Here is a 1,787-nt window from a genome sequence, read left to right on the forward strand (position 1 = left end):
CAGCCCAGTTAAGGCAGCCAATAATGTGAAGCTGTATTTAAACAGTAACTCCTATGTATACAACAACAAAGGCCAACGTTTACGTGGTAAAAACAATTATCTTAAGAAGAATAAGGCTGTTACTGCTCCAGGAAAATTGCTAAAAACAAATTCTGTGAAGAGATATTACGTGCAAGTACGACAAGATTTACAATCAAGTCCTGATTTTAAAGTTGATTTATATTATCTTCCATATAAAGTTATTAAATCTCAACCATACTACAAGTTGAACAATAATAAATATATCAAATGTTGTAATATCAAAAGAATAAACCAAAAAACTGTTTTTACTAATCAAGCAACTGTAATAGTTGGAAAGCCATTACCACCAGATAAAAATGTATATGCTATGAACCCATCTGGTAAATTTACCAAGAAGATCTTAAAAAGAGGACAAAAATTAGTAGTCGATGAAGCCAATATTTTAAATGGCTCACTTTATTCTTCTTATCATATTAAAAACACGCAATACTGGATTTACTCTGGAAATGTAGTTAAAAAGCCAAAAATGCCATTTTCAGCTCATCCAACAAAATCATTTATCAACATGCAAAGAACGCAATATTAATAAAAGACCAATATGTTTAAGCATTGAACATATTGGTCTTTTTTTATTAACTACCAATTAATCTTAAAAATTTTATTCTTTCGAGTTGTATAATCTGAACTATCATGGTAGGCAACAGTCAGATAAAGATCATTTTCACTATTAACTTGAATACCTTCAAATTCTGTAGCATATCCCGATTCATTTAATTTAAAACTATTATCTAAACGAATTATATCCCATTCAGAAGCTTCAGTAGCTTCCCATGGAATTTTGACTATTTTTCTAGGTTTAGAATAAATATCTGTTTGATCTGGATGTGCCTCACTTGAAATATAAATATTCAGGTTATCATCAATATCATATCCTTGTAATGATGTAATTTCTTTTACTAGACCTTTAATTTTAAATGCTTTCAAGCACTGATCAGCTAATGTGTCTGTCTTCAAATTTACATCACCTGTACCAACTCTATCTAAAGCATTGTTAACATCTTCCAAATTATAAAGTGAAAAATATCCTGTGCCACTTTTATCTACAGTAACAATTAAAAAATAACTATAATTTGGAGATGGAGATACGGCTGCTTCAGATCTAACCAAGTCATTACCACTATACGCTAATCCAAATTTCCTACCAGCTTGATTTAAATTGGAAATACGAGGTAATTGCGTGTTGAATTTATATTCAGCTTTACTGAACTTTACTCTAGCAATTTGAGTATCCCAATAAATTGAAGGATGATCAGGATCTTTTTTAGGCTTAGTACCGATAAACCATTCACTTGCTCCACTATAAGAATCTGTCCGATTAGCATATTCCCAAGTTTGAGTATGACCACCAGCTGCTTGCAAAGTTTTATTAGCAGGAACAGAATGAATCCCATCTAAATACAATCGCTCAACATTACTATTCTTGCCTTTTCCTTTCACAAAATCTCTCCCATGACGAGCACGATATACTACCGCATCTGTACCCTGTTTTAGTAATTGAAGAGCATAATTGTAGGTCTTTCCAACATTACCCTTTTGAACTACAACCTCATGCAAGCCATTCAACTCATACATTTTCTCTATATTCGCATTTGTAATATCAACCATAATAAACATTCTAAGCTAAATAGTGAATTAGTTATCCGACGGGATAATTGATTCACTATTTTTATTCTCTTGTAGAATTTAAGTAGTAGTAAAACTATATG

Annotated in this window: 2 protein-coding genes; one reads left to right on the forward strand and one right to left on the reverse strand. The window is 31.4% G+C overall.

What is annotated here, in order from left to right; genetic code table 11:
* A partial coding sequence (locus WS44_RS09140) for an SLAP domain-containing protein (protein ID WP_046434082.1) occupies window positions 1-607 on the forward strand: 607 nt, incomplete at its 5' end.
* A gap of 50 nt (window positions 608-657) precedes the next feature.
* On the opposite strand, the gene WS44_RS09145 is transcribed toward WS44_RS09140, so the two are convergent.
* Complete coding sequence (locus WS44_RS09145) at window positions 658-1,686, reverse strand: helveticin J family class III bacteriocin (protein ID WP_013436921.1); 1,029 nt, start codon at window positions 1,684-1,686, stop codon at window positions 658-660.
* Between the last annotated feature and the right edge of the window lie 101 nt (window positions 1,687-1,787).

Source organism: Lactobacillus sp. N54.MGS-719 (assembly GCF_000980505.1).
Classification (GTDB): domain Bacteria; phylum Bacillota; class Bacilli; order Lactobacillales; family Lactobacillaceae; genus Lactobacillus; species Lactobacillus amylovorus.